The sequence below is a fragment of the Gottfriedia acidiceleris genome (genome assembly GCF_004138285.1).
GTDB classification, from domain to species: domain Bacteria; phylum Bacillota; class Bacilli; order Bacillales; family Bacillaceae_G; genus Gottfriedia; species Gottfriedia acidiceleris_A.
This window is the reverse complement of the sequence record NZ_SCFN01000012.1, coordinates 148,276-170,183: the sequence shown is the minus strand read 5'-3', so window position 1 is coordinate 170,183 and position 21,908 is coordinate 148,276. Positions and strand designations below refer to the sequence as shown.

The 21,908-nt window shown below is 32.7% G+C and carries 19 protein-coding genes and 1 other annotated feature; of the genes, 5 read left to right on the top strand and 14 right to left on the bottom strand.

All coding sequences use genetic code 11. The features are described 5' to 3' along the window. Window positions 1-44: 44 nt before the first annotated feature. From EP747_RS17060 to EP747_RS17040, 5 genes are all read right to left on the bottom strand, one after another. Window positions 45-3,602, bottom strand: a complete 3,558-nt coding sequence (locus tag EP747_RS17060) for a S8 family serine peptidase (protein ID WP_129691303.1) — start codon at window positions 3,600-3,602, stop codon at window positions 45-47. 530 nt (window positions 3,603-4,132) lie between these two features. Beyond that, a complete protein-coding gene (gene ccpA / locus EP747_RS17055; protein ID WP_129691302.1) occupies window positions 4,133-5,131 on the bottom strand; it encodes a catabolite control protein A in 999 nt (332 codons plus the stop codon). Between the two features lie 259 nt (window positions 5,132-5,390). Further along, window positions 5,391-6,461: a bifunctional 3-deoxy-7-phosphoheptulonate synthase/chorismate mutase gene (locus tag EP747_RS17050; protein WP_129691301.1), complete on the bottom strand. Its 1,071-nt coding sequence runs from the start codon at window positions 6,459-6,461 to the stop codon at window positions 5,391-5,393. A gap of 362 nt (window positions 6,462-6,823) precedes the next feature. Further along, on the bottom strand, window positions 6,824-7,657 hold the full coding sequence (locus EP747_RS17045) for an alpha/beta fold hydrolase (RefSeq protein ID WP_129691300.1): 834 nt from the start codon (window positions 7,655-7,657) through the stop codon (window positions 6,824-6,826). A gap of 34 nt (window positions 7,658-7,691) precedes the next feature. After that, window positions 7,692-8,642: an acetamidase/formamidase family protein gene (locus EP747_RS17040; RefSeq protein ID WP_129691299.1), complete on the bottom strand. Its 951-nt coding sequence runs from the start codon at window positions 8,640-8,642 to the stop codon at window positions 7,692-7,694. A 232-nt stretch (window positions 8,643-8,874) separates the two neighbouring features. Between EP747_RS17040 and EP747_RS17035 the strand changes: the two genes are divergently transcribed. Then, window positions 8,875-9,264 carry a rhodanese-like domain-containing protein gene (locus EP747_RS17035; RefSeq protein ID WP_129691298.1) on the top strand — a complete coding sequence of 130 codons (390 nt, stop codon included), beginning with the start codon at window positions 8,875-8,877 and terminating at the stop codon, window positions 9,262-9,264. Window positions 9,265-9,303: 39 nt separating this feature from the next. Here EP747_RS17035 and ytxJ read toward each other — a convergent pair whose 3' ends face one another. Beyond that, window positions 9,304-9,633: a bacillithiol system redox-active protein YtxJ gene (gene ytxJ, locus EP747_RS17030; RefSeq protein WP_129691297.1), complete on the bottom strand. Its 330-nt coding sequence runs from the start codon at window positions 9,631-9,633 to the stop codon at window positions 9,304-9,306. Beyond that, window positions 9,599-10,096 (bottom strand): DUF948 domain-containing protein, encoded by a 498-nt coding sequence (locus EP747_RS17025; protein ID WP_129691296.1) that lies wholly within the window; start codon window positions 10,094-10,096, stop codon window positions 9,599-9,601. The genes ytxJ and EP747_RS17025 overlap by 35 nt, the downstream gene beginning before the upstream one ends. Window positions 10,097-10,295: 199 nt before the next feature. Between EP747_RS17025 and EP747_RS17020 the strand changes: the two genes are divergently transcribed. Together EP747_RS17020 and EP747_RS17015 are read left to right on the top strand one after the other, a co-directional pair. Then, the gene (locus EP747_RS17020; protein WP_025671369.1) at window positions 10,296-11,411 is read left to right on the top strand and encodes an aminopeptidase; all 1,116 of its coding nucleotides are present in this window, start codon (window positions 10,296-10,298) and stop codon (window positions 11,409-11,411) included. A gap of 131 nt (window positions 11,412-11,542) precedes the next feature. Then, window positions 11,543-12,442, top strand: a complete 900-nt coding sequence (locus tag EP747_RS17015; protein WP_129691295.1) for an SDR family oxidoreductase — start codon at window positions 11,543-11,545, stop codon at window positions 12,440-12,442. A 67-nt stretch (window positions 12,443-12,509) separates the two neighbouring features. On the opposite strand, the gene EP747_RS17010 is transcribed toward EP747_RS17015, so the two are convergent. Both EP747_RS17010 and EP747_RS17005 read right to left on the bottom strand, forming a co-directional pair. Beyond that, window positions 12,510-13,718 (bottom strand): dicarboxylate/amino acid:cation symporter, encoded by a 1,209-nt coding sequence (locus EP747_RS17010; RefSeq protein WP_129691294.1) that lies wholly within the window; start codon window positions 13,716-13,718, stop codon window positions 12,510-12,512. A gap of 215 nt (window positions 13,719-13,933) precedes the next feature. Next, window positions 13,934-14,194, bottom strand: coding sequence for a DUF1292 domain-containing protein (locus tag EP747_RS17005; protein WP_129691293.1), 261 nt, complete (start codon window positions 14,192-14,194; stop codon window positions 13,934-13,936). A 320-nt stretch (window positions 14,195-14,514) separates the two neighbouring features. Between EP747_RS17005 and EP747_RS17000 the strand changes: the two genes are divergently transcribed. Next, window positions 14,515-14,808: a hypothetical protein gene (locus EP747_RS17000; RefSeq protein ID WP_129691292.1), complete on the top strand. Its 294-nt coding sequence runs from the start codon at window positions 14,515-14,517 to the stop codon at window positions 14,806-14,808. 73 nt (window positions 14,809-14,881) lie between these two features. Here the strand turns inward: EP747_RS17000 and EP747_RS16995 are convergent, their stop codons facing one another. The 4 genes from EP747_RS16995 to EP747_RS16980 form a co-directional block, all read right to left on the bottom strand. Beyond that, window positions 14,882-16,207, bottom strand: coding sequence for a Na+/H+ antiporter NhaC family protein (locus tag EP747_RS16995; protein ID WP_129691291.1), 1,326 nt, complete (start codon window positions 16,205-16,207; stop codon window positions 14,882-14,884). Between the two features lie 156 nt (window positions 16,208-16,363). Continuing rightward, complete coding sequence (locus EP747_RS16990; protein WP_129691290.1) at window positions 16,364-17,038, bottom strand: GNAT family N-acetyltransferase; 675 nt, start codon at window positions 17,036-17,038, stop codon at window positions 16,364-16,366. Window positions 17,039-17,095: 57 nt separating this feature from the next. Continuing rightward, window positions 17,096-18,070 (bottom strand): HD domain-containing protein, encoded by a 975-nt coding sequence (locus tag EP747_RS16985; RefSeq protein ID WP_129691289.1) that lies wholly within the window; start codon window positions 18,068-18,070, stop codon window positions 17,096-17,098. Window positions 18,071-18,088: 18 nt separating this feature from the next. Continuing rightward, window positions 18,089-18,979: a PhzF family phenazine biosynthesis protein gene (locus EP747_RS16980; protein ID WP_129691288.1), complete on the bottom strand. Its 891-nt coding sequence runs from the start codon at window positions 18,977-18,979 to the stop codon at window positions 18,089-18,091. 228 nt (window positions 18,980-19,207) lie between these two features. Between EP747_RS16980 and EP747_RS16975 the strand changes: the two genes are divergently transcribed. After that, window positions 19,208-19,681 carry a hypothetical protein gene (locus tag EP747_RS16975; RefSeq protein WP_129691287.1) on the top strand — a complete coding sequence of 158 codons (474 nt, stop codon included), beginning with the start codon at window positions 19,208-19,210 and terminating at the stop codon, window positions 19,679-19,681. A gap of 76 nt (window positions 19,682-19,757) precedes the next feature. Here the strand turns inward: EP747_RS16975 and metG are convergent, their stop codons facing one another. Next, window positions 19,758-21,395: a methionine--tRNA ligase gene (gene metG / locus EP747_RS16970; protein ID WP_129691286.1), complete on the bottom strand. Its 1,638-nt coding sequence runs from the start codon at window positions 21,393-21,395 to the stop codon at window positions 19,758-19,760. A gap of 53 nt (window positions 21,396-21,448) precedes the next feature. Continuing rightward, window positions 21,449-21,721, bottom strand: a binding site (T-box leader). Window positions 21,722-21,908 lie beyond the last annotated feature (187 nt).

Genomic DNA, 21,908 nt, shown 5'->3' with positions numbered 1-21,908 from the left:
CATTTTTATTATTACTCTACTTATCTATCAATCAAATTAAACTCTCATTGTCGAACTGTAATTTCCTCTGGTCTCGTTGTTACTTTTAGGCCACTTTTTGTGACTATATCGGCCGAAATATAATATGTTCCGTTTGGAAGGTCAGCCTTAGGTGCCCATTGAGTTCGTAGTGAATGTTCATTTTTCACTTCAAAGGAATCAACGATTTCACCTTTACTATTTTTAACATTAATTTTCCAGTCTACTCGATTAGATGCATAACTAATAATATATGCTGGATTATCTTTATTTACATCAGAGACTGGATCTACCCAGAAAAATGAGATAACCATATCTTGATTAATATACGACGGATCTCCCCACACTGTATAACCTTGATTATAAGCATAGTCAACACCCATCACTACTACACTTTTCGGTTCCTCATCGACAATTAATGATGTTTTTCCAAGTTCTACGGTATCCATAAACTGGCCATTACACCAAATAAGTCCGATTTTAAATCCACTTCCATTTTTTGTATCTTCTGCTTTGTAGGAAATTTCATATTTTCCATCTTTTGATTTTACTTGAATATCAGATATTGTCGGGGCTACTGAATCCACTTTAATAGGTAGCTTTACTTCTTGTGGTTTGGCATTTTTATAATCTAATGTTGTTTTAATAACATACTCATAATCTCCATCAGGTACAATATTGCCATTTTGATCTGTCATGTCCCATAGATATCCACCGAACATATAATCTCCATAAGCCATAATATTTTTTCTAAACTTCCACGGTTTACCTGTATATTCACTAAAATCACCTAGATACTGAATGGTTTTTCCTTTTTGGTTTTGTACGAACATTTCTGTTTTTTGTAAATTACGTAATGCAGTGAATGTAGAATAAGCACCATGACCATAGAAATTCGGTGACACAGCTATATGGTTTATATCAAATCTACCTGTATAAGGATCGTATCCCATAGGTAATGAGGATACATCATCCCAAAGTGCCGTATATCCTAAAAATGCATCTTTATCCAATGCTGCTGGATCGATATTTTTTGCTTGATCCCACTCTCCATTAAATCCCATATATGGAACTGTTAATGGAACTGCAGAATCACTGCCATTTCCATTAGGAACTAATCGAACAAACCCTTCTATAAATGCACCATTCTTTAATCCCCTAGGCAATCGAATCTCAACATTTAGATTTTTTTCCTGCCCTGATTTAATCTTTAACGTCGTTCCTTGTACAGAAGTTACTTTTTCACCGTTAACATATGAGTTAACACCCTCTAAGCGCTTACTTGATAAAGTTAAATATTCTTTCGAATCCAATGTTCCATCATTATCTAAGTCAAACTCTTTCATTTCTGTTTCATCAGTTAAAACATCTACATAAACGGAATATTCCAGTTCTTCCTTCGGTTTAAGCTTTTGAAGTGATTCTGCATTCAAGTTGAAAACCACTCTGTCATTTTTTATCTCTTTTAAAGCAACAGCCCCTGCTTTCTCTAAAGGCATATTTTTGCTAGTTACAAGTACAGGAGTTTTAATCGCATTTTGAATTTGCATTAAACCTGATCCTTGAACGCGTGGAGAGTAAGGTACTTCATTGTTCTTACGTGGATCTTGAAGTATTTTTGCTGTATTCATTAATGCAATTTTTGCTTTTAAAGCTGTTTCTTTCGAATGTGGTAATCCTTTTTCATATAGAGATTGTAATAATAATGCTGAACCACCAGCTACATGAGGAGTTGCCATTGATGTTCCACTCATAACTTCATAATCGTTTCCTGGAACAGTAGAATAGATACTACCTCCAGGTGCAGATAGTTCAGGCTTGAAATCCAACGTATGCGGTGCACCAATTGATGAAAAATCTGACATCGTATTTTTAGTAGGATTATCAATATATATCCCATTTGATAAATGCATTTTTACAACTTGACCACTTGTCAGTTTATTAATTAAAGCATCTCCAACAACTTTTCCAGTTGTTGCTACTGGAATTGAATATGGACTAAACCTTTCGTATGAGTAATCTTCCATCATATTATTGTCTGGTGGTATAATAACTAGTGCTTTTGCACCTTTACGCTCAGCATCAAATTGGAAATTAGAATAAAAGCTATATATATCCTGAAGCTTTACGACTGCAATCTTACCAGTTAAGTCTTTATTAAAATCAGAAGCTTCTAACCCCCCACCAACATAAACCATTTCATAATCTTGACCATATGATAAAGCTTTAGATAATTTTATGTTGTAATAAGATGGATATTGAGTTTGATCTTGAAAAGGTAACTGAATTCCATTTGTTTCTGCCATTGTATTTAAATGAACTTTCGAATTTTCATAAGATGCTACTGAGATAGCATAAGGGCTTACAGATGGTTCACCAACTACACCAATATCAGGATTCTCTGCATATGGTTTTAGAGATGATTGTAATAAATTATTTTTACTACTGTATGATGCATTACCGCTTGCAACGATAACAAGTGAACCTTGCTCAGTTGCTTGACGAATTGCTTTTTGTATCGGGTCGTTTTCCTCTCCTACATAACCTGAGTCAGTACCTAAACTCATGTTAATGACATCCGCGCCCATTGTAACTGCATGTTCAATTCCAGCAATAATATCATCCTCAGTTGCACCACTACTATTATCAGAAAATACTTTTTCAGCTAATAATTGAACTCCAGGTGCAATTCCTTCAACACCGTCTTTTGATTCATCACCATTTGCTCCAACTGTACCAGCTACGTGTGTACCATGTGAGCTTCCATATTCTCCAGGTATTACATCTGTATCATCATCTGCCCAATCATATCCTGTCGGAACTTTATCGCTATACCAAACTTCGTTTACCGATGTTTCAGCAAATTTCGCTTTTATACCGTCTTTAGTCCACTTCTCTCTTTGCTTCCCTTTTTCAGTCAACGTCATATCTTTATGAGTGTAATCTATACCCGAGTCAATAATTGCAACAAGTAAACCTTCACCTTCATACCCATATTGATTCCATACTTTTTGTGCTTGTACCAATTCTTTGCTTGCACCCATTGAAGGTTGGTATGTTCTTGCAATATGTACATTCGTTACGCCAGGGATTGATTGAATTTCTTTTATATTTTGAAACTCTGTTTCTAGACTGAAGCCGTTAAATCCTTCATAAAAGCGATGCTTAACTTTCATAGAAGATTTAGATTTTGAATTTTTATTACTTGGAATTTCCGCTATTACTTGGTCTTGTTTTTGTTTATAACGTTCTCGTTTACTTTTAGGTGATTTTTCTAAGGTAGATGGTTCTTCAACTTCAACAATTACACGTACTTGATCATTTGGCTTATACTCATTGGCTAACCCTTTTTCTTTTAAATCTTTATAACCGAATTGGTCTTTTGCGTCTTTTACATTGGCAGATAGGAGCTTTTGTCGTTCTAAGAGAATCTCTCTTCCTTGCTTTACGATTTCTTCTATATTTTTTGATTGTACCGAGTTGTTTTCAGGACTTTCGGCAAAAGCAGTAAATGTCGAGAAAAACATTGATAACATGGATGCAGTTGCGAGTACTTTTAAAGATTTCCTTTTAAATTCCTTCATTAATTCCTCTCCTCTTGTTTATTCATTTATAATTTAAACTCGATACCTCAAATAGAAAAGCATCAAGTTTATAACTATACGTTTTTTATTTGTAAACGATTCAAATGAGCTTAATTAGGAAGATGATTAATAGACTGATTGGGGCTAATACTATGAGAATTAATAGAATGGTATTGAAATGTAATTAAATATACTAGTTTTTTAGAACCGAGTAGCTTTATACTTATTCATATTGTACTTGGGCTCCGATCCGCAGTAAATTGGGGGAAAATTCCAGACAAAAGTTAAGTCACTAGCTTACCATTTTATCAATTTTCATTAAAAATTTTGTCGCTTTTTAAGCTACAAAGGAGGAATTTGTAATATTTGCTGAAATTTAATTTATTTCTAAATTTTAATTTCATATCTAGTTAATGAATAGGGGTTCAAACTTGGGGGAATTGTATTTTTCAAAAATTGTACTTGACAGTTGGATTTTAACAAAAAAAAAGAAGCATTCGAACAATTCAGTTCTTTGCTTCCTTTTAACATTATTTTGTTGATTGTCGAATTTGAAGATGATGCGGAAGAATGACTGTATGATCTTCCACTGTCTCTTTATTCATATACTTCGTTAATAATCTCATTGCAACTGCACCAATATCATACATTGGTTGAGCAACCGATGATAATTTTGGACGCACCATTAATGCCAGTCTTGTATTATCAAAACCAATAACCTCAAGGTTATTCGGTACTAATATTCCGTGGTCTTGGGCACTGTGGATTACGCCAATCGCCATTTCATCAGATGCTACGAAAATCGCGCTCGGAATAATATTACGCTCATGGAAAGCTTCAAAAGCTTCACTGCCTGATTCATACGTATTATCACCATAAGTTATTAACTCTTCATCAAACTCGATTCCATTTTCTTGTAAAGCACGTTTATATCCTTCTAACTTACTTAAACCAATAATATTCGTTTCAGTAGGACCGTTTACGAATGCTACCTTTTGGTGACCTTTTTTAATTAAATAATCTACTGCATCAAATGCTGCCTGAGCATAGTCGATATTTACTGAAGGGATCTTATTAGCTTCATCATATGTAGTCGCTAATACGATTGGAACGCCAGCCTTTTCGTACTCTTCTTGATGAATATCTGTAATGGTTCCACCAATAAATAAAATTCCGTCAACTTGTTTTGCTAACATATTATTTATTAATGTAATTTCTTTCTCAATATTCTCATCCGAGTTACTTAAGATAATATTGTATTTATACATTGTTGCAATATCTTCAATACCACGTGCTAGTTCTGCATAAAAAGTATTTGAAATGTCTGGAATAATTACCCCAACTGTAGTTGTTTTTTTACTTGCTAGTCCTCTTGCTACTGCATTTGGTCTATATCCTAAACGGCTGATTGCTTCGTTTACTTTTTTTCGTGTAGTAGGTTTAACATTTGGATTACCATTAACTACTCGTGAAACTGTAGCCATGGAAACGTTTGCCTCACGTGCTACATCATAAATCGTTACCGTCATTTTCATCACTCCTCTATCTTATTCTATCTATTATGTAGTTTGTTTTTTATTTAGTTAAAATAGTCATAAAACGTAATATTCCACAAAAATAGTGCTTCATTCTATCTTATAGTGAAACGAATATTCGTTCAATACACCTATTAGAAAAAAATGTAAATTATTCGTAGTTTATCACTATATATTGCTAATTTAAAACAAACGTTCACAAATTATTCAAAAAGCGCCGACTGATTTTGTTCAGCCAGCGCTTTTATGTTGATTATCGATTTATGAAAGAATTAACTTCAGACATAAATTGGTCAAATTGGTCAAAATTCATTTGCTGAGATGAGTCACTTAAAGCAGTAGCAGGATCAGGATGAACCTCTGCCATAATACCATCAGCTCCAATTGCTAGTCCCGCTTTTGCTGCAGGTATTAGTAAGTCTCTTCTACCTGTTGAATGTGTAACATCAACTAAAACTGGTAAATGTGTCTCTTGTTTTAAAATTGGAACAGCTGTTATATCTAGTGTATTTCTCGTAGCTTTTTCATAAGTTCTTATGCCACGTTCACATAAAATGATTTCTTGATTGCCTTCTGACATAATGTATTCAGCTGCATAAATGAATTCTTCGATTGTCGCTGATAAACCTCTTTTTAATAAAATTGGTTTATTTACAGAACCTGCTGCTTTTAGTAGTTCAAAGTTCTGCATATTTCTAGCGCCGATTTGAATGATATCAACATAATCTAATGCCATTTCAATATGTTCTGGGCTTACTATTTCACTAATAATTGCCAACCCATGGTTTTGGCCAACCTCTTTTAAAATCTTTAAGCCCTCTTCACCTAGTCCTTGGAAGTCATAAGGCGAAGTACGTGGTTTAAATGCACCGCCACGCATAATTTTAATTCCTTTTTCCTTTAACACTTTCGCTACAGAATCAACTTGTTCATAGCTCTCTACTGCACATGGACCTGCAATAATAATTGGGCTTCCATCACCAATATTAACACCATTTACATTTACGATTGTGTTTTCTGATTTTCTTTTTCTTGAAACAAGGAGAACTTTTTTATCGTCTTCTTCTTGAAGCTCTAAGCTACTTTTAAAAATTTCTTTAAAAATATGTTGGAGGGTAGCCGTACTAAAAGGACCTTCATTAATTTCGGCAATATGATCTAGCATCTTACGTTCCCTAACTGGGTCATAACGTTTAACGCCTTGATCAATTTTTGCTACTCCAATTTTCTTAGCGATTTCGCCTCTTTTATTTAATAACTCAAATATTTGATGATTAATCTCGTCTATTTCAATTCTAAGTTGTTCTAAATCATTTTTAGTCAATTTAAATCCTCCTTGCAAATACCAATATCTCATTTGTTATTATGACACTTTATTGAAAGCTAATCAAAACATGAGCATTATTTTAAAAAAATGTTTTTTTAGTGAATATTTTGTATTCTCGTGGGGGATAGTTGCGAGACCAAATAAAAAGAAGAGTTAGCAAAGTAACTCTTCTTTTCACGCTGTTGAAAAACAATCTTGTTAATTAATATCGAACATTTAATTTATAAACTAATCAATTGTACTTTTTTCTAAAATTAGCTCATAATATTTTTAACTTAAAAAAAACATTATTACTAGTGTTTGTTAGAATTATAAAATTGCTCAAACATATTAACATTTAAAACCATTAAAAGATCATCTTAAGTAATAGTACGTCCTTCTTCTACATCTAATACTCTGTCTAACCATTCTTTGATCAACGAGTTGAATAGATTCTCTTGTTCTATTTGAAGATTATGACCAGCTTTATCTAAAATTGCAAAAGTTGCTCTTGGAAAATTTTCAAGAATATTAAATGCGTCTTTAAATCCTACGACCGAGTCTTGTAATCCTAATAAAAACAAGCTAGGTTGATTAAACTTAATTTTATCTATTTCAAATGAAAATCCGTAGTTATTCCTAATTTTAGATAAAAATTCTTGATCGGCGATTGAACATCCACTTGCAATTTCATCTTTATAGCGAACCCAAGTTTTCTTATCTAAAATTACATTGTTTGAACGAAAATCAGTTTCTTCAATTTCATTTAATTGATTTAAAAAAGTTTTATCTTCTACTATTACGGTATGGCTTGGTAACGACCTTTTCTCGAATTTTGGAATAATCATTGGGCAAATAAATGCAGCACCTTTGATTTTTTCAGGTCTATTAGCAATTATTCCTCTTGCTAAATATCCCCCGTAAGATTCTCCGGCTAATAAAAATGATTGACCTGGTATGATCGTATCAATAAATTCTAAGACAATATTCAGCATATCATCTGTCGTATTAATGTTTGTTCCACCCTTTGTTTTACCCATACCTGGAAGGTCAAAGTAAATCCTTTTATAACCTTTTTTCTTATTAAAAATTGGTTCCATGCAACCTTGCATTAACCTAGAGTCTGGGGTAAACCCATGAATCATAATGATTGGTTTTCCTTCTCCAATTATTTCATAGTTTATGTCAACACTATTTAAAGTACAAAAAGGCATTTAATTAACCTCCAATTTTCAAATCTATTCATTTTTATAAATTTGAAGTGATATTAATATTATGAGGCAATACAGCATGGACACCCTTAACATGGTTAACAATTTGAGTTATTCTCAAATCAACACAAACACTAGCTAAAGCAACCGCTTCTGTTTTTTCAATAGAATATAGCTCTTGAATTAACTCGACCATACCATTTAATGCTGTTTTAGTTGCTAGATTTAAATCTTCATCAAAACCAAAAGTAAGCCACCCTACTGGTGTGTTAGCTCGTGGCATATTAATCTGCATGTCCTCTATTACTGTAAGAGTAAGATTCACTTTATCAAATGGAGATTCAATCGCTTGACCAGATACTTCCCCATCTCCTTGTGCAGCGTGTCCATCACCTGCAGAAAAAAGTGCTCCTTCAACAGCTATAGGTAAATACAATGTACTACCTTCAACCAACTCCTTACAGTCGATATTTCCCCCACAATATCTCGGTGGTATAGTTGAATGAACACCTGATTCAGAAGGCGCAGTACCTAGGACCCCTAAAAATGGTACTAATGGTACCGAAACTTCCTTATCTCTGATTTTAGTCTTCGCTGTATTGTTTTTTTCATTGATTAGCCAATCTAATGTCACTTCTAGTTCTTCTGAAATACCTAATGCGTTATTTTGCCAATTCTTTTTACCACCTGCACAATTCCAGCCGTACCAACCAGCTTTTAAATCGTTTATTTTAATTTCAAGTGTCATCCCTGGTTTAGCACCCTCTACAAAAATTGGACCAATCATAGGATGACCCCATTCTTTTTCCTTCTCCCTTGACTCGAATCTTACTCTTTCTCCATTTTGATGCGTATACCCCCACCCGATATCAATCGTATCAAATTCAATCGAATCACCAGAACGAATGACTTGAATTGGTTCATATACGTTACTAAAAGATGCATGCAAATGCTGATCTGATGTTTTAAATTTATATGTTTCTGGCATATTTACTCCTTCTTTCAACGCTCAATTTCAGTATGTAAAAATAATTTAACTATAATTAATTTCTGCACGTAACTTAATTTCCCTTGTTTTATTTTTCAATTCTCATTACTTTTTTCCTATAAATTCTATGATCGGCTCCATCAATTTGAATTGCATAAGACTTTCGGTGTATTGTATAGATGAGATTTCCAAATTTAGGAATTTCCAATTTCATTATACTGGAGGAGTAAAAATGGCAATTACATTTAAACAAATGGTTGCGGAAGCACGCGAAAATGTACAAGGTATAAGTTCAGTAGATGCTCGTGAAAAAATTAATTCTAATCCTGAAACATTAGTAATTGATGTACAAGACTCAGCTGATGCAGGTGCATGCGGATTAATACCAAGCAGTCTGAATATCTCACTTGGAATGCTACCAATCCGTGCTGATTTAGAATTACCAGAACATTTACGCGAGCCTAAATTAGCAGATCGAAATCGCCCTGTTCTTGTAACATGTGGTGCAGGTGGCCAAGCATCTTTAGGAGCATATTTACTTAAAAAAATGGGATTCACTGATGTTGCATATATCGATGGTGGTACTGCTGCGTGGAAAGCTGCTGGATTTGACGTAGAATAAAAAACTGCACCTTAAGTTACGATTTAAGGTGCAGTTTTTTTATTTTTTTAGTAAAGCATTTTCAATTGAATCTTTCTTAATTGAAAAATGAGAAGTATTATAAATTGCTTCTCCATTTTCAAAAATAAATAATTGAGGAGATTCATGTTTAATTGCCGTCTTCTCAGCAATATAGTTAGATAATTCTCTGTCATCTTGAACTTGTAAAAAATACAATGGTACATTCTCATATGCAGATGCAAATGCTAAAAATTCAGTATAAGCTGCATGACTAATTGGGCATGTTGTACTATGCTTTAAAAACACAAATTTCTCTTCGTTGTTAATTAGTTCATCAAACTGTTGAATCGTTGATATTCGATTTACCATTTCTCTTTTTTCCCTCACGCTTCGTTTTGTACTTTTCCCATAAATCCATTGCTGTATTTCCCCAATTTGCCAATTGGGACATTTTTTCAGTACTAACTTTTACAGTATTTGATACATTATTAGCAGTATCTCGTACTTTTTCATTCATTTCTGAGATTGTAACTCCGACTTCTTCGACTGATCTAGCTAATACATCAAGGGATTTTGCTCGTTCACGCATATCTTTCGTAAGTTCATTCGAATTATTCACAAAAATTTTAGCCTCATTTGCTAAATGATTCGAAGTATGTACTAATTGAACGGCTTCAACACAAACATTATGTAAATCTTTTTGTGTTTCAGCAATAGTAGACTCTACACCTCTAAATACCCTCTCTAGTCGGAATAAAGTACGACTAATAAATACAACTAAAATCACAAATGCAACTGCTGCGATTAATGCACTAATAGAAATTAAATCCATTCGAAAAAACCCCTTTCCTTCATAGCCTTCCACAAATTTAATCACTTATTTCGTATTATACTACAAATTTTACCAAACACTAAACTAGTCGTATAACAAGTTTTCAAATTCTTTAGTAAAAAAAGAATACTTTAGTAAACAAAACCGACTAAATAGTTTACAATAGGTATATAGTTATAATTATTGGAGGGAATTTTCAATGAAAGATCCACGCATTTCAAAATTAGCTAAAAACTTAATCAATTACTCAGTAAAATTACAACCAGGAGAAAAAATCTTAATTGAAAACTTTAAGCTAGAAACAGAATTAGTTACAGCTTTAGTTAAAGAAGCATATGCTGCTGGTGGTTTTCCTTTCGTATCAATCAAGGATCATAAAGTAGATCGCGCATTATTAATGGGTGCTACTGAAGAACACTTTAATAAAGTAGCAGAATACGAAGCAAATGTAATGAAAGATATGGATGCATATATCGGTTTACGTTCAGGTGTTAATATTAATGAACTTTCTGATGTGCCTGACGAAAAAACTAAAATCCATGGTAAAACTGTAGGCCAAAAAGTACATAGAGCAATTCGTGTTCCAAAAACAAAATGGGTTGTACTACGTTACCCAACTGATTCAATGGCTCAATCAGCAAAAATGAGCACTGAAGCATTTGAAGATTTCTATTTTAATGTATGTAATTTAGATTACGGTAAAATGGACAAAGCAATGGATGCTCTTGTTGAATTAATGAACCGTACGGATAAGGTCCAAATTAAAGGTCCTGGAACTGATCTTACATTCTCAATTAAAGATATCCCAGCTATTAAATGTGCTGGTGAAATGAATATTCCTGATGGTGAAGTATTTACGGCACCTGTTCGTAATTCAGTAAATGGTACACTTTCTTATAACACGCCATCTCCTAACAATGGATTTACTTTTGAAAATGTTCAACTTAAATTCAAAGAAGGTAAAATTGTTGAAGCAACTGCTAACGACACTGAGCGTATCAACAAAATCTTTGATACAGATGAAGGTGCACGCTTTATCGGTGAATTCGCAATTGGTGTAAATCCATACATCTTACACCCAATGGGAGACATCTTATTCGATGAAAAAATCGATGGAAGCTTCCACTTTACACCAGGTCAAGCATATGATGAAGCTTACAACGGTAACAACTCAAATATCCACTGGGATATGGTTTGTATCCAACGTCCTGAATACGGTGGAGGAGAAATCTATTTCGATGATGTTTTAATCCGTAAAGATGGTCTTTTCGTAATCGAAGAATTAAAAGGATTAAACCCTGAAAATTTAAAATAATTTTTAGATAAAGAGAACACATACTACGCTATGTGTTCTTTTTTGTATCAATTGATATGATTCTGACTTGCACAAATATTGTCTTAGGCGAATATCTTGCTTTGACTAAATAAAGTATAGGGGGGTTTTACTTGATTCCAAAATATCCTTATTATAGTTACGAAGAAAAATGTGAACAAGTTCCAAATACTTTTCCAGCACAACATCAAGATATGCAGCCTGGTTTGGAATATTTAATGAATCCTATGCCAATATCAGATAATCCCGAATATAAGGGGAGCGGAAAATTAACAGGAAAAGTGGCCATTATTACTGGTGGTGACAGTGGAATTGGTCGTGCGGTAGCAATTGGGTTCGCAAAAGAAGGAGCTAACTTAGTCATTGCTTACTTATACGAAAAAGAGGATGCAAAAGCAACGAAAAAAATGGTCGAACAGTATGGAAAAAATTGTTTATTAATCGAAGGCGATCTTAGAAGTCCTGATTTTTGCAATGATGTCATAAAGAAAACCATTGAATCATACGGAAGATTAGACATTCTTATTATGAATCAAGGAGTTCAATTTCCTCAGGAAAGTATCGAAAATGTTTCTAGTGAGCAAATAGGACTTACTTATCAAACGAATATTTTTCCAATGTTTTACTTAACGAAAGCTGCTTTACCCTATTTAAAAGAAGGTAGTTCAATCATTTCTACAGCCTCTGTTACAGCTTATGCCGGTGCTCCATTACTCATCGATTATTCGTCTACAAAAGGCGCAATTGTTTCGTTTACTCGCTCTTTATCACTTCAATTAGCTAAAAAAGGAATCCGTGTAAATGCAGTTGCCCCTGGACCAATCTGGACTCCGCTAATCGTTTCAAGCTACTCAGCAGAGTATGTGAAAACATTTGGTTTAGAAACCGCTATGAAACGTGCCGGTCAACCATTCGAACTTGCCCCAACCTATATATATCTTGCTTCTGATGACTCTTCTTTTGTAACAGGCCAAGTACTTCATGTAAATGGAGGTATTATGACTGAAACTTAAAAAATGAGAAGACAAGTAATAATACTCTTACAAAAATAAAAGACTGGGAGATTCCCAGTCTTCGTTTTTATGCAGACTTTTTCCCGTTAGTCAATCTCTCAACTAACATGCTCACAGATAAATCACCTGTTGCATTTAACATTGTTGCAGGCGGATCAATTAACGTACTAATTGCTGCAAGAATTGGTAAAGATTCTACTGGTAAACCAAACAGAGAAAGAATTAACATTTCCCCGATCATTCCACCATTCGGAATTGCTCCCATTACCATACCAACTAGTAATGCAATACCGATTGTTACAAGATAAATATTCAAACCAGAGAAATTCATTCCAAATACACCAAAGGCAAAGGCAATTTTTACGACACCACCCATAACCGATCCATCTTTGTGTAGTGCACTAGCTAATGGAATAACAGTCTCTCTAATATTTTTAGATACGCCCATTTTTTCAGCTGATTCAAAATTTGTTGGAATAGTTGCTGCACTACTACAAGTTCCTAAAGATGTTAACGTTGAAGGTAATACATTTTTCCAATAAATTCCAAACCCATATCTACCACCGGCCATATAAGCAATAATACTATAAACGATAAAATAAAATAGAATAGCAGTTACATAATATAAAACAAAAACTCGCTCATATGAACCTATTAATTCCTTACCGTATGTTGGAACAAGATAAGCAAAATAAGCTCCAAGTCCAACCGGTGCAAGATACATTATATAGTTAACCATATTCATGATCACTACATTACCACTTGATAATAATTTTTTAACAATGTCTGCTTTATCGCCAGCTTTATTCGTTGCTAATCCAACTAATACAGCAAATACAATGATTGCCAACATATTGCTTCTTGTAAACAAACCAGAGAAATCATTAACAGTAAATGTATTTACAATTTGCTCCGCTACTGATACTTTATCAGTTGCATCTGGCTTAACAATTGGGATATGAACTCCATGTGCAGGTGGATAAACTTTCATAACAACAAGCATTATGATTGCTGCAATAATACCTGTAAATAAAAATACCCCTGACATATTTCGAATAATCTTACCGAATTTTTCTCCTCCGCCATTTGCAAAACTTGAAGCTACAGAGAAAAACACAAGCGGTACAACTACTACGAATAATAAATTTAAAAATAAATCCCCTATTGGTTTAAGGGCAACTCCAACGCTTTCAGAAACAAGACCGATGACTGAACCAATGATGATACAACTAAGTAAAATCAAAGGGAAAGCGTAATTTCTAAATGAAAATTGCATAAGCTTCCTCCTAATATAATTGCTACTTGTAGTATACCGAAAATTTAATAGTTTGTACTCCAATTTTTTAATAAAACCTACATTTTTCTACATAAACATACAAAAAAGAACACTTTGTATTATCTACAAGTGTTCTCCTTTTATTAAAACTAAGAAATACTTCCTATCCTTTTACCCGTATTCCTATCCTTTAATCCTACTTTTTTCTGATCTTATTATCTTAAGACTTCATCAAAAGCAGCTGAAACTTTTTCAAACTCTTCTTCTGTTTCTATATCGTAAAACTCGCCATCTTCTTCGACTCTTAAGAAGAAAACGTCAATATCCTCTTCACTTTCTTTTTCTACTTCTTCTAGTAAACCTACTGCTAAGTATTCATGACCTTCAATTGTAATTGAGCCTAGCACTTCGTAATCCTGCTCGTCTCCTTCATCATAGCTAAGTGTAAGAATTTCGCCTACTTCAATCTTTTCCATAAATCTTTACCTCACTTATTTGGAATTCATTTTGCATAAAGACAAACCTTTATGTTCCTTTAGTGTAACAGAATGATGCAAAACGTTAAATTGTAAATACACTTAAAGCTTTTCTAAATCGTTCTACTTTTAAACCATCTTTTTATGGAGAATCAATTTTAGTAAAAAAAATAATTTTAAAAATTTACATGAATATTTTTACCAGCGCTGTAATAAGATTTAGAACAACCTATTCTTATGTTTCTATCAAGTTTATTAAGTTGGACAAGCTCTATGTCTTCAAATAGTAGATATTTTCTATATTTAGGGAGGATTACTGAATGTCAAAATTAATAACTGGTCAAGAACAAATAATAACTAGAAAAAAAGCTGTCAATTTAAAATCATTCTTTCAACGTTTTACTAAAAACCAATTAATTGATGAAACACCATCTCAACTTTTACATAATGAGTTAAGAAGCTTACAAAAACTTTTGGAGCTAAAAGAAATTAATTTTATTTATGCCGATCCCGAATACATTGATGTGGCTATTATGGAATTAGAAGCTATCCGTACAAAATACAGTATTACTGTTAGACAATTAAAGGAAATACAATCTACTAGAGTTGTATGAAAAAAGAGATAAATAGCATATTAGCTATTTATCTCTTTTTCTATCTATTACCCTTGAATTGTAATTTTCCTGATTAAGAACTGACCTCATACTTCGTTTCATAGGTTTTAACTTTTTTAAACACATTGATGAAAATCGTTAAGCACGGAAGAAGCCATAAGAATATTGCATAAGGTAAATACTCATGTAACTTCATATTAATGACTGTACTACTCATGATTGCAAGAACATTCCAAGGTATCATCGCTGGAAATAATAAAGTTGTATCCGCCATTAACCGTGCTAATTCCTCTTTGTTATATTTATTTGACCAATGCGCTAAAAAAGATCGCCCTGTTAAAATAATAGGCATCGTTTGGTTACCAGCTATTACACATATAACAGCTGTTGCACCAATTGTTTTTAATGAATCGGATAACATTGAAGTTGAGGTTTGAAGCCATTTATCTAACATTGGCTGAATGATATTAAGCTCCTCTAATAATGCATTATAAATTCCTGCAACAGCAATAAACAATAACAAGCTATACATATGACTTAGCCCTCCACCAAGTCCATTAATTCCGTGCCAAAAAGAATTCACAATTTTACTAAAAGAAATTCCATTAAACAAAGCTATTAAACTACCAGACAAAATACTAATGACATACGAATAAATAATATTGATTCTAAATAAAACAAGTACAACTAATAAGATTGGTGGAATAAATTGAATGAACGAAATGTCCTTATTGCTCACGATTTCATGATGTGTCTGGTTAATTCCTTTCGCAAACTGTAAATCCATTACGCTAAAAAATAAGATTGTTACGATTACAGCAGTAATTGATGTAAAAAGCATCGCTTTACCTTGTTTTTTGACAGTTGTTTCAAGAATATTAGCTAGAAGTTGATGTGCGCTTGAAAAAGGTGACGTTCGATCACCGACAAATGCACCCGAAATAACCGCTCCCGCCGATATTTCCACAGGTATATGCAGTAGTATAGCACTACTAATAAGAGGAACTCCTAAGGCACTTAATGTTCCAATCGACGAACCTAAAATCATTGAAAAAATCATCGTCGTTAGAAAACAAAATACAAAAAAATGATGTGGATTTATTGCCTGTAAAGTAATCGAAACCATCGATGTTATCGTTCCTGATAAATACCAAGATGGAAGTAAAAAGCTAATTAAAAATAAAATAAAGAGAACAATTTTAACTTTTCCCATTCCTTGATAGCTTAACTTCATAATATTTCGAACTTCATATCCTCTTTTTAAGCTTAATACGATTAAAAAAATTAATCCTGGTAAAATTCCAAATACGAGAGAGATATGTAATATGACGGAACTAATAATTCCAGTCAAAGTTACTAATATTAGAAAACTCGCCTGTTTAACTGAATATTGCTCCATCTTTTTTCCTTCTTTCGAGCAGATTTATTACACTAAAATTGATTAAATGTCATTCATAATTATATAAGCTTTCAAGTAATAATACACTTATATTTCAATTAAAAAGCACTACTTCAGTTTAAGAAGTAATGCATTAGCACTAAAATATAGATGCTTTTAACTAAAATGTAAATCCGTTCCATATTGAACTAATTGTAATTTTCGTGCGACAGCTTGAGATGCATAATTATCCCATGAGGTACTATACAAAGCAGTTCGGCCTTGGCTTTGGATGTCCGCAGCCCATGCATTTGAAACGATTAAACCATACTCTTTTCCCCGAAAATCCTCGAGTGTATATACGCTTGCTTCAGCAGCTTCCGCTGATTGTCTGGCACTACAGCAAATCGAAACGGCTATGTCATTTTCAATAATTGCATAACATGGTTCTTTACATTCTAGCTCCTCATATGTATAAGGAAAGTTTGGTAATAAATATTGTTTATTTGCCTGGGTAATTTTTATTGCTTTCGATGATACTTTGCCAACTGTTTGAAATACATATGCCGGACCCATCCATAAACTATCTATCTGATGAGTTTTACTTAAAATCTGCATGATATATACTATAGGTATACTAGAGTTCGTGTCTAAGGCTTTCTCTAATTCAATTAGTTCCTCTTTTTTAAGACAATCTAAAAACCTTTTCACATTTCCCATTTTAGTGCTTCCTATATAAAATCGTGGTGCTTTTGTATATGGTGGTTCATTTATTTGTGTTATTTTTCCAGCTTCATTGTGTTTAAATAATACGTTAATATGCATTTCCATAAGTTCTAGCTCTGATTTCAAAAGGACTCCCCCTAGCTTCAAACTAGTTAAATTACATACATCAATTTTCTTTATACTCTATCTTTTAATTTTTACAAATGTTCCTTTTTCAGACTTTTCAATTGCGATCTTATTCATTTTAGCAATGTTGTCTGATAAAAGAGATGATTGTTGGACAGTTTTTCCGTCTAATGATACAGACACATCGATAATCCTTCTTTTACCTTTTCGATGAATATCATAATCCTGTTCATTTTCTTCAAGTACAACTTTTGCATTTAAACTGTTTAATAATTCTTTAATTTCTTTATCATTGCTTTTTTGAATTAATTTCATTAACTGCATATCGTCCAATAATAAATCGTTTAACTTAATAATTTCTTTTTGTAATGCCAGTTTAATAATCTTTGCAAGAGAATCATAAGAATAGATGCTGATCGGACCTAAAAAATAATCAATAGCAAGCTTATAATAAATCATTGTAAACCACTCCGCCATTTCAATAGAGTTTACACAGATTTCTCCATTTACAATAACTAATGAATTTAAGAATACTTCAATTTCTTTTTTAGGTGTTCCAAAATATGTATGCATATCTCTTAATGTATAATCTATTCGATCTGCACATAGCTTCGGAAGCTCTTTTTCAAGTATTTTCCATTTATCTATATCAAAAATTTCTTTAATATCGATATGATATTTTTCAAGTATTGAAGGGATCTCCGAATCTAAAATTACTTTTTCAAAGATTGTTTCATGATAATTTTCTTCACCAATATCAAAAACAAAATCAATAACATGAGAAAATGCCGTGTGAGAAACATCATGTAATAAACCCGCTATTTGTTCCTTGACCGAACCCCCTAACCTTTTTATTAACAACATAACGCCAATAGAATGGTCATATCGAGTTCCATTAAAATGATGATCCACTAAAAAGGTTGCACCAGCTTGATGAATTTTTTTTAATCGTTGAATTGGTTTTGTATCGATTAATTCAACAAGTACTTGATCAATATTGTATTGTCCATATAGTCTATCGCTCAAAAACATACTGTACTCCTTTTCATTTTATATTTGAAATTCCATCTCCTTAACATAAACAGCATTTCCAGTAATATCTATGTCATAAGTCTTATTTACTTTTTTTACATTTACTTTTACACGTCCGTCTTTCTGAATTTCCGTTCCTTGCTCAACAACTAATTCAATTGCATCATTAACATCATTATTAATATATTTAGCATAATAAGCTCCCATAATCCCTGAGGCAGTACCTGTAACCGGATCTTCAATCGTTCCTGAAAATGCCGAAGAAAAATGGCGTGCATGGAAATCCGCATTTGAATCGTATGTTTCTAAGCAAAAAGGATGTACAGACGCTCTCGGAATTTCTTTCAAAATACTAGAAAAAAGTAGATTATTAGGTTTCATCTTTTCAAATGAAGATAACTTTTTTATCGGTAAAAGTAAATTCCAGGCACCTGTACTTCCATAAAGAGTTGGTAGACTTTTATCGATTTCTTCTACTCTAAGACCAATTGAGGACGCTACATCATCAATGGAGCCTTTAAACTCTACAAATTCTGGAGTTTTTTGCTTCATCGTTATGTATATCTCATTATTCGAATTTTGAATCTTGATTGGCAAAATCCCAGCCTTTGTTTCAATTGTTAACTCCCTTTTAAACTCAATTACCCCTCTAGTGACTAAAGCGTATATTACTGCCATTGTCCCGTGACCACATAAATCCATTTCATGACCTGGTGTAAAGTAACGAATTTTATGATCAGCAACTTTCGAATTTAATAGAAATGAAGTTTCATTAAATCCCACTTGTTTCGCAATATCCTGCATTTCATAATCAGTCAAAGAATCGCAATCTAAAACGACTCCAGCAGGATTTCCTTTATTGGGCTCTTTACTAAAAGCATCGTAATGGTATACAGTAATATTTTTCATTTTCTCACCTCAATTAGTTTTTATATTCTATTCTCTACTATCAAATCAAACATAAAATAATTTTTGAGATTGTTAGAGTAGTAATTATTTTCAATTATTTAATAATATACATTAATAAATTGATTAAATAAATCGTTTACATTTTCTTTATGATTTTATATTTTCCCAATATTAATAATTTGAAAGTTTGATAAAATAATAATAATCATTAATATTTTGGAGGAAAATATGTCATTATTCATAACAGCTTTCGGAGGAAAACTTATACTATGCTTAGCCTTTACCTTAATCTGCTTCTTAATTGCATGGCCAGTCGGATTATATTTTCGATACAAGGATGCACAGAAAATGAAAGAAATATTGCGTGACCAACCAATCAATCGACGCAATTACTGGCTTAAACAATTCTTAAAATTAAGTTTATCAATTATAGTTTTATATTTTATATCATTTTTAATTGCACTTTATTTTGATATGCCATTTTCATCTACTGCACCGTTTGTCGGTCTATTTGCTCTATTAATCATGCTTTATATTAAATTTGCCCCACGTACAACTGGTGAAGCAACACCTGAAATTGATGGATGGTATACAACATCTGTAATCATCGATCCTGATGAATATTTCACTTCAACAGGAGCAACTATTATTTTTGGATCTTTTATATTTACAGCCTTTGAATTTATAAGCGTTTTATATTAAAATCTTTAGCAATTATTTTATATTTATCCATAAGAAAAGCATTAATGATCAAGCTGATTATTAATGCTTTATTTTATTACTTTTTCGATTGGTTATTTAACTGTTCTAATTCTTGCTCTATTCTACCTACATCAATTCTTTCAAAAAGAGGCTTTACTTCGTTAATTTCTACTAAAACCGGAGATATTTCCTTCCATTCAAAGTTTGGTAAATTTAGCATTTCTTTTATTTCATTACTCGAAAACGGTAGGATTGGATGTAAGATTTGCGCCAGGTTGGCAATAGCATATATACAACTCACCATCGTGGTATGACACTCGCTCAAATTCTCCTTAACTTGTTTCCAAGGCGCTGCTTCATCAAAATATTTATTTGCAGATCGAATAAATTCAAATACTTCCTCCACGGCCTTTTTGAAATTAGCCGATTCAATCTGTGAACCAACAGCCTTATAAAGCCCTTTAATCTCAGATCTAATTGATTGTTCAATTTCCCCTTCTGGGACTACACCATTATAGTACTTTTCAAGAAACTTTAATGTGCGGTTTACAAAATTTCCATATGCGCCTAATAATTCACTATTATGACTATAAATAAATTCCCTCCAAGAAAAATCAGTGTCTCTATTTTCTGGAGCATTTATTGTTAAAAAATATCGTATTGAATCTGGATGATATTTTTCGATTAAATAAGGTACCCATACAGCCCAGTTTTTACTAGTGGACAGTTTTTTCTTCTCAAGCGTCAAATATTCGTTTGAAACGATATGAGTTGGCAGAGCTTCTTTTTTTAAACCAATTAAAATAGATGGCCAAATGATTGAATGGAACGGAATATTGTCTTTCCCGTGAATATAATATGATTTTGTTTCTTTTTTCCAAAACCTAGAGTCATCTTGATTCGTTCTAAGTGCCCATTGTTTACTTGCCGAATAATAACCAGACACTGCTTCGATCCACACATATACTTTCTTCTTTTCGTACCCTTTTACTGGTACGCTTACTCCGTTTGGCAAATCCCTTGATACTGCTCGGTCATGAAGCCCTTCATTTAAATATCGTTCTGTTAATTGGATAGCATTCGAACGCCAGCATCCACTCAATTTAGCAAAATCAAGATATTCCTTTAGCTCAGCTTGTAACTTGCTTAATGAAAAATAAAAATGCTCTGTATTTTTTACGGATGGAGGATTTCCACATAGCTTACATGTTTTATTTAATAAATCTAAAGGATCTAAAATAGCAGAGCAATAATCACACTGATCTCCACGCGCATGTTGACCACAATTTGGACAATTTCCTTCTACATAACGATCTGGTAGGAATTGTTCAAATTCTTCACAATAACATTGTTCAATTTCTTTTTTATAAATTAAGCCATTTTGTAATAAAGTTAAGAAAATTTCTTGTACAGTATTATGATGATGATCTTCGTCTGTCCTTGTATAAAAATCATAGGTAAATCCTAATTTCTTAAAATTATCCTCGAATTCAAGGTGGTAACGATCTGCAATTTCTTTATAAGTTACATTTTCTTGTTTTGCTTTAATAGCAATGGGTGTGCCATTACAGTCACTTCCTGAAACGTATAATACATTCGCCTTTTTTAAACGAAAATATCGAGCTAGAATATCACCTGGCAATAAAGCTGCAATATGCCCCAAATGTAATGAACCATTTGCATAAGGCCAAGCTCCTCCAATAAAAATTTCCATTCCAATTCCTCCTTATTTATTAAATGCAAAAAACCTCGCCCCTATCTATAAAAGATAAGGACGAGGTATAAGATCCACGTGGTACCACCTTAGTTCACAAAGTATTTGCATACATTTGTCTTTGCAAGTACGAAAAGCAAAAAATGCTTATATACTGTGACTTTGATAACAAGTGCCAACTCTTGTCGTAGCCTACTAATATGAAATATACGTTCAGTACGAAGCTCCGAGGCCATTGTTCAAATGAGTATTCATGCTTCTTTTCAGCTACCAAAGCTCTCTGTAAAAAATAACATCATTCTACTTTTCCTCTTCATTGCTTTTATTCAAATGTTAAAAAGATTTTATATAAAAAATATCGAAAAGTCAAACTATTCCAAAACGATTATAGGTTTTTCTATATAGTATAAGTTACAAAATAAAAGTTGATTCACTTATAGAGCTTTTTTGTCGAAAATAAAAATGATTAAGAGTGAAGGGATTCTAAAGAATAAAGTTAAATATATTCAATTA